General features: G+C 56.4%; 8 protein-coding genes. All 8 read right to left on the bottom strand.

Features of this window, described 5'->3' with window-relative positions; all coding sequences use genetic code 11:
• Positions 1-211 (bottom strand): transposase (locus tag AADJ04_RS10120; RefSeq protein ID WP_341239534.1); only part of this gene is annotated, 211 nt, incomplete at its 3' end.
• Positions 212-573: 362 nt separating this feature from the next.
• Entirely contained in the window at positions 574-1,029 is a 456-nt protein-coding gene (locus tag AADJ04_RS10115) for a DUF1178 family protein (protein WP_341239533.1), read from the bottom strand.
• 36 nt (positions 1,030-1,065) lie between these two features.
• A complete protein-coding gene (locus AADJ04_RS10110) occupies positions 1,066-1,371 on the bottom strand; it encodes a DUF2818 family protein (RefSeq protein ID WP_066691293.1) in 306 nt (101 codons plus the stop codon).
• 7 nt (positions 1,372-1,378) lie between these two features.
• Entirely contained in the window at positions 1,379-2,872 is a 1,494-nt protein-coding gene (gene nuoN / locus AADJ04_RS10105; protein WP_341239532.1) for an NADH-quinone oxidoreductase subunit NuoN, read from the bottom strand.
• Between the two features lie 27 nt (positions 2,873-2,899).
• Positions 2,900-4,378, bottom strand: coding sequence for an NADH-quinone oxidoreductase subunit M (locus tag AADJ04_RS10100; protein WP_066691296.1), 1,479 nt, complete (start codon positions 4,376-4,378; stop codon positions 2,900-2,902).
• 13 nt (positions 4,379-4,391) lie between these two features.
• Positions 4,392-6,425: an NADH-quinone oxidoreductase subunit L gene (gene nuoL, locus AADJ04_RS10095; RefSeq protein WP_066691299.1), complete on the bottom strand. Its 2,034-nt coding sequence runs from the start codon at positions 6,423-6,425 to the stop codon at positions 4,392-4,394.
• Between the two features lie 31 nt (positions 6,426-6,456).
• Entirely contained in the window at positions 6,457-6,765 is a 309-nt protein-coding gene (nuoK, locus tag AADJ04_RS10090) for an NADH-quinone oxidoreductase subunit NuoK (protein WP_044401370.1), read from the bottom strand.
• Positions 6,762-7,430 (bottom strand): NADH-quinone oxidoreductase subunit J, encoded by a 669-nt coding sequence (locus tag AADJ04_RS10085; protein ID WP_044401367.1) that lies wholly within the window; start codon positions 7,428-7,430, stop codon positions 6,762-6,764. Before AADJ04_RS10085 ends, nuoK begins: the two co-directional genes overlap by 4 nt.
• Positions 7,431-7,471 lie beyond the last annotated feature (41 nt).

The following is a 7,471-nucleotide window of genomic DNA, read 5'->3' as shown; positions in this document are numbered from 1 at the left end:
ACGATGGTGCTTGCAATTGCTCATTCGGGGTAGATGGGGTGGCTGGACGGATACGCAGCACGTTGGCATTCATGCCATGTTCACGCGCCGTGGCGGCAATGGATGCGCCGGGCTGCTGGCACGCGGCGATCAGTTCAGCCTTGAATTGCGCGCTGTAGACCCGGCGAGTGCGGGGGACACAGGAGCGCGAGTTGGGAATCTCTTGAGACATGGTGTGCACGATGGTTTACGTGGACACGATGGTGCTTGCAATTGCTCATTCGGGGTAGATGGGGTGGCTGGACGGATACTGAAGTTCCCCCGCCTACATGTATCTACGCATTTCCACGACTTCAGGATGGTTGCTGCGCGGATACGAGCGGCCGATCTGACGGCACGCTACCGCTCGCAAGATACCGATATAAGGCCAACCCCAACAACGGTGGGCCTAAGCTGGGCATAAAAGGGATAGATGGCGCGAACAGCTTCGGTGCAGACAGCACCTCACCGGGCTGGATACGCACAGTGGCAGAGCTCATGCGCCACGCCCGGTCCTCCCCCCACGAAAGCAGCGGCGCAGACCCGGGCAAGCGTCTATTGCAGCGGCTCTTTCAGTGCTGGGGGCAGCGGCAGCACCGGAATGCCCTCTTCCAGCAGCTGCAGCGTTTGATCAATGTTTGCTTGCCCACGAATGGGGCGTTGGTCAGCTTCACCCCAATGCATTTTGCGGGCTTCTTCGGTGAAGCGTTCGCCCACGTCCTCAGACTGAGCAACAGCTTGCCGCATCCGCTGCAGCCACGCCGCAGCCTGCGAAGCGTCTGAGGGTAGCTGAGGCGGTGGCGAAGGTTCGGCGGTGGGCACCGGAGCTCTGGCTGACGCCGAAGCGCGCAAATTCAGGCGCGGAGCGCTGAGGCGTTTTTGTATCTGGTCATCCCCACACAGAGGGCACTGAACCAGCCCTTTGCCAAGCTGGGATTGGAAGTCTTCCTCTGACGCAAACCAGCCTTCAAAGACATGTTCGCTACGGCAGTGCAGATCCAACACCTTCATGGTGACAATCGCTCAGAAGGAAAAAGCTCGGCAGACTCAGCTATGGCGGCGCAATAGATACCGGTACACAAAGCCCGGAAACGCCAGCGTGAGAAACAACGTACCGGTGATGGCGTAGAACTCCCACCCCTGGGGAGCATTCTGGCCAGCACGACGCTCCAGCAACATCGCAAAGCCGCCCACCAGAAAGTACAAGACGACCAGTTCCACCAAACGGATGAGCAACCCTTTGCGAGGCGAAGCCACAGGCCCCACCAACGCCACCCGGTGGTTGAGGAAAGGCAAGTTGGCCGCCACCAGAGCAGCCAAAATCACCAGCCAAATGGCAGCGGTCTGTGACACAGACGCCTCAGGTCGCCAGGGCGCGGACGATAGCGTCAGCGCACAGTGCCATCAAACCGCCTGGCAACAAGCCCAACACCAGCACCAATGCGCCGTTCAAAGTCAAGACAAACCGAACGTCGAGCGGAGCGGATACGCTGGTGGCGGTCAATGGCGCGTCGAAATACATCACCTTCACGACGCGCAGGTAATAGAACGCACCGATCAGCGACATAACCACTGCAAACACGGCCAGCGCGATGTAAGCGGTCTGCCCAGAAGCCAGCAACGACTGCAGCACCGCCAGCTTGGCGTAGAAGCCCACCAATGGCGGAATACCAGCCATGGAGAACAGTGTAATAGACATCACACGTGCCAAGACGTGGATGCGATGGATGTAGCCGGCAAGCTCCGAGATCTCTTCGCTTACAAACCCTTCGCGAGCCAACATCAGAATGACACCGAACGTGGCCAAGGTGGTCAGCACATAGGTCACGACGTAGAACATCGAAGCGCTGTATGCGTTCTCAGCCACGGCCGAATTCACCTGCCCGTTGATCACCCCGGACAGCAGCCCTAGCAACACAAAGCCCATTTGAGAAATGGTCGAGTACGCCAGCATCCGCTTGAGATTGGTCTGCGCGATGGCGGCCAGGTTACCAATCAACAGCGAGCCGATGGCGAGCACCGCCAACATTTGCTGCCAATCGATGGCCAAAGGCAGCAGTCCGTCTACCAGCAAGCGCATGGTGATGGCGAACGCAGCCAGCTTGGGTGCGCTACCGATCATCAGTGTGATAGCTGTGGGAGCACCTTGGTACACATCAGGAATCCACATGTGGAAGGGAACCACACCCAGCTTGAAGGCCAAGCCAGCCACGACAAACACCAAACCGAACACCAGCACCTGGTGCTTGACTTGGCCCGAAAGCACGGCCTTGAACACTTGCCCGATATCCAAAGAACCTGTGGCGCCATAGAGCATGGACAGGCCGTAGAGCAAGAAACCGCTGGCCATGGCACCCAGCACGAAATACTTCATGGCCGCTTCGGTCGCGGTCGCATTGTCGCGGCGCAAGGCCACCAGGGCGTAGCTGGACAGCGTCAGCAGCTCCAAGCCCAGGTAAATGACCAGGAAGTTGTTGCCTGAGATCATGATGAACATGCCCAGCAAGGCAAACATCGACAGCGTGAACATTTCGCCGCCGCGCAGCATGTCGCGGTCTGCAGCGTAGGGGCGTGAGTAGACCAAGGTCACCATGACTGCAATCGTGGCAAAGCACTTGAGCCAATTGCCCATGGCGTCACTGACCACCATGTTGCCGAAACCATAAAAGGTGTTGCCACTGCTGGCGTAGACACCTTCGAGGGCAGCCACCACAGCCAGTGTCAGCATGGTCAGCACATAGGTTGCCGTGCGACGGGGGCTCTTCACCCACAGGTCAACCAGCGCGATCACGCAGGCCATCACAAGAAGCACGATCTCGGGGTAGACCGCAAGCCAGCTGATGTTGTCAATCATCTCAAATCTCTCTGTTCTGTCTGTCGGTCAGTTCAGCTTTTGCAGGGCCACATGCTTGAGCAATTCAGCCACCGAGGCATCCATCACATCCGTGAAGGGGCGTGGGTACAAGCCCATTGCCAGGACGGCAATCGCCAACAGCGACAGAATCAGAAACTCGCGGCTGCCGATATCGGTCAGTTCCTTGACGTGGCTGTTTCCCACGGGGCCCAGATAGACACGCTTGAACATCCACAGTGTGTAGGCAGCGCCAAAAATCAACGCAGTTGCAGCAGCCAGGCCAATCCAGAAATTCGCTTTGACAGCGCCCAGAATCACCATCCACTCGCCCACAAAACCAGCAGTGCCCGGCAACCCGCAGTTGGCCATGGCAAACAACAATGCAAACGCAGTGAAGTTGGGCATGGTGTTGACCACACCGCCGTAGGCTGCAATCTCACGCGAGTGAACGCGGTCGTACAGCACGCCGATGGACAGGAACATGGCACCTGACACAAAGCCGTGCGCAATCATCTGAACCAAGCCGCCAGAGACGCCCAGGTCATTGAAGATGAAGAAGCCCAGCGTGACAAAGCCCATGTGTGCGACCGAAGAGTACGCCACCAGTTTCTTCATGTCTTTCTGGACCATGGCAACCAAACCGACATAGATCACAGCGACCAAAGACAGGGCAATCATCAGCCATGCCCATTCGCGCGAGGCATCTGGAGCAATGGGCAGCGAGAAGCGCAGGAAACCATAGGCGCCCAGCTTCAGCATGATGGCCGCCAGCACGGCGGAACCACCCGTAGGAGCCTCCACGTGCACGTCAGGCAACCAAGTGTGCACAGGCCACATCGGCACCTTGACTGCAAACGCTGCAAAGAAAGCGAAGAACAACAGTGTCTGGGCCGTGCTGCTCAGTGGCATCTTGTGCCAGGCTGCAATATCAAAGCTGCCACCTGATTGGTTGTACAGGTAGATCAGCGCGATCAGCATCAACAGGGAGCCGAGCAGCGTGTACAGGAAGAACTTGAAGGCCGCGTAGATCTTGTTTGGACCACCCCAGATACCGATGATCAGGTACATCGGGATCAGCGTGGCTTCAAAAAAGACGTAGAACAACATGCCGTCCAAGGCCGTGAACACGCCAATCATCAGCCCCGACAAAATCAGGAAAGCGCCCATGTACTGGTTGACGCGCTCTGTAATGGACTCCCAGGAGGCCAACACCACAATCACTGTGATGAAAGCTGTCAGGGGCACGAACCAAAACGAAATACCGTCAACGCCCAGGTGGTAGTTGATATTGAAGCGCTCGATCCAAACCGCTTTCTCCACGAACTGCATGGCAGCAGTACCCGTCTGAAAGCCGCCATACAAAGGCAGGGTCACCAGCAGACCGGCCAGCGCACCAATCAATGCAATCCAACGCACTGCACGCGCGTGCTCATCGCGCCCCAAAGCGAGCAAAACGGCACCAAAAACGATAGGCGTCCAGATTGCGAGACTCAACAACGAACTCATTTTGTTGTTTTCCTTATTTGATGAGTTGCATGAAGAAGTCGCCCCAGACAAACCAAGTCATCAGTGCGAACACACCCAGAATCATCACCAAGGCGTAGTGGAAGATAAATCCCGACTGAACCCAGCGCACCACGCCAGAAATAGCGCCGACCAGCTTCCACGAGCCGTTCACCACCCCTCCATCGATGATGGCCTGATCGCCGACCTTCCAGAGGCCAACACCCAAGGCACGAGCTCCCTTAGCCAAGATGTTCTCGTTGATCCAGTCGAGGTAGTACTTGTTTTCCAGCAGGCGGTACAGAGGCTGTACGCGCGCCTTGATGCCTGCGGGCAAAGCGGGGTTGACCATGTACATGTAGTACGACAAGGCCACCCCAGCTAAAGCCAGCCAGAACGGTGCAGTTTGGAGACCGTGCAACGCCATCGCCACGGGGCCGTGGAAAATCTCGCCCAGTTTGGCCATTGCAGGGTGCTTGGCTGCATCCACAAAAATCACGTCTTTGAAGAAATCGCCAAACAACATGGGCTGAATGAACATGAAACCCACCACCACCGATGGGATGGCCAGTAGCACGAGAGGAACCGTCACCACCCAAGGAGATTCGTGGGGCTCATGATGGTCATCATGCCCGTGGTGGTCACCATGGTGAGCATCAGGGTTCTGGTCAAACCGCTCCTTGCCATGGAAGACCAAGAAATACATGCGGAACGAATAGAACGCGGTCACGAAGACGCCAGCCAGCACCGCGAAATGCGCGAACCCAGCAGCAGGAAGATGGCTGAAATGCACGGCCTCAATGATGCTGTCCTTGGAGTAGAAACCCGAGAACAGTGGAGTACCAATCAACGCCAGGGAACCAAGCAACGAAGTGATCCAGGTGATCGGCATGTACTTGCGTACGCCACCCATCCAGCGGATATCCTGGTTGTGGTGCATGCCCATGATGACGGAGCCAGCGCCCAGGAACAGCAGAGCCTTGAAAAACGCGTGCGTCATCAGATGGAACACGGCCACCGAATAAGCGGAAGCGCCCAATGCCACCGTCATGTAACCCAACTGCGACAGCGTGGAATAAGCCACCACGCGCTTGATGTCGTTTTGGATGATGCCCAGGAAACCCATGAACAGCGCTGTGATGGAACCAATCACCAGGATGAAATTCAGAGCGGTGTCTGACAATTCAAACAAGGGCGACATGCGCGATACCATGAAAATGCCAGCAGTCACCATCGTGGCCGCGTGAATCAACGCAGAAATGGGAGTGGGACCTTCCATCGAGTCAGGCAGCCACACATGCAGCGGAAACTGCGCCGACTTGCCCATGGCGCCGATGAACAGGCAGATGCAAATCACTGTGACCAGCATCCAGCCAGTGCCTGGGAAGTTCAGAGCGCCAAGTTCGTTCGATTTCGCGAAGATTTCACCGTAATTCAAGGTGCCTGTGTATGCGGCGATCAAACCGATACCCAGAATGAACCCAAAGTCACCGACCCGATTCACCAAAAAAGCCTTCATGTTGGCAAAAATGGCCGACGGCTTGTTGAACCAGAAACCGATCAGAAGATAAGAGACCAGGCCTACTGCCTCCCAGCCGAAGAACAGCTGCAGCAGGTTGTTGCTCATGACCAGCATGAGCATGGAGAAAGTGAACAGCGAAATGTAGGCAAAGAAGCGGTTGTAGCCGTCGTCTTCCTCCATGTAACCGATGGTGTAGATATGGACCATCAGCGACACAAAAGTAACCACGACCATCATCATGGCGGTCAGGCTGTCAACCAGAAAGCCCACTTCCATCTTGAGACCACCAACCACCATCCACGTGTACAGCGTCTCGTTGAAGCGCGCGCCATCCAATGCAACGCTCTTGAGCGTCATGGCAGAGAGAATAAAGGCAACCAGCACACCCAGGATCGTCAGCGTGTGGCTGAGGCGACGCCCAATCCAGTTGCCGCCAAAGGTTGTACCGAATACGCCAGCCAGCAAAGCGCCCGCCAGCGGAGCCAGCGGAACAGCCAGGAGCGTTGAAGCAGAGAGGGTTTGACTCATTCTTGAGAACCTAGGGAATACGGGTGGCTCATCAACCCTTGAGGGTGTTGAGGTCTTCTGCGTTGATGCTGGTCTTGTTTCGGAACAGCAGCACCAGAATGGCCAGCCCGATAGCGGACTCAGCTGCGGCCACGGTCAAGATAAAAAACACGAACACCTGCCCGTGCATGTCATCCAGATAATGGGAGAACGCGACAAAGTTCATGTTGACGGCCAGCAGCATCAGCTCAATCGCCATCAACAAAACAATCAGGTTCTTGCGGTTCAGAAAAATGCCGATGACCGACAAAGCAAACAGCATCGCACCCAGCGACAGAAAATGCCCCAAAGTCAAAGTCATGCTTTTTTCTCCTCGACTGGCGCCGCTTCTGGCAAAGGTTCGGATGGTTTCTGCGTAGCAGCCACCTTCACCACTTCCAGACGGTCGCGAGCGCGAACACGAACCTGGTTCGCAGGGTTGATCGCCTTGCTGTCCTTGCGCTGGCGCAGCGTCAGGGCAATGGCAGCGATCATGGCCACCAGCAGAATCACAGCAGCGATTTCAACGGGGTACAGGTACTGTGTGTACAGCAGCTTACCCAGCGCCTTGGTGTTGGAATATTGGACGACCTGCCCTGCAGCATCCAACAAAGGAGCTACAGCCTTCGGCTCCTCAAGGCCGCGGAAGCCGCCCATGAGCACAGCAGCCATCTCCAGCGCAATCAAGGCGCCTACCGTTGCTGCCAGAGGGAAGTGCTTCCAGAAACCCTTGCGCACAGTGTCGATGTGAATATCCAGCATCATCACCACGAAAAGGAATAGCACCATCACGGCGCCCAAATAGACCAGCACCAGTGCGATAGCGAGAAACTCTGCCTTCAGAAGCAACCAAACAGCTGCCGCCTGGGAGAAAGCAAGAATGAGATACAGCACCGCATGCACGGGGTTACGTGCGGTGATGACGCGGAAGGCTGCAAAGAGCAGCACAACCGAGAACAGATAAAAGAAACCAGTCTTGGCATCCATGGATCGGGTCTTTATAGAGAGTCTGGCAAACAGGCTGAGTC

It is taken from the genome of uncultured Acidovorax sp. (genome assembly GCF_964021665.1).
Taxonomy (GTDB): Bacteria; Pseudomonadota; Gammaproteobacteria; order Burkholderiales; family Burkholderiaceae_C; genus Acidovorax; species Acidovorax temperans.
Note: the sequence above shows the minus strand (reverse complement) of the source record. Positions and strands in the feature narration are given on the sequence as shown.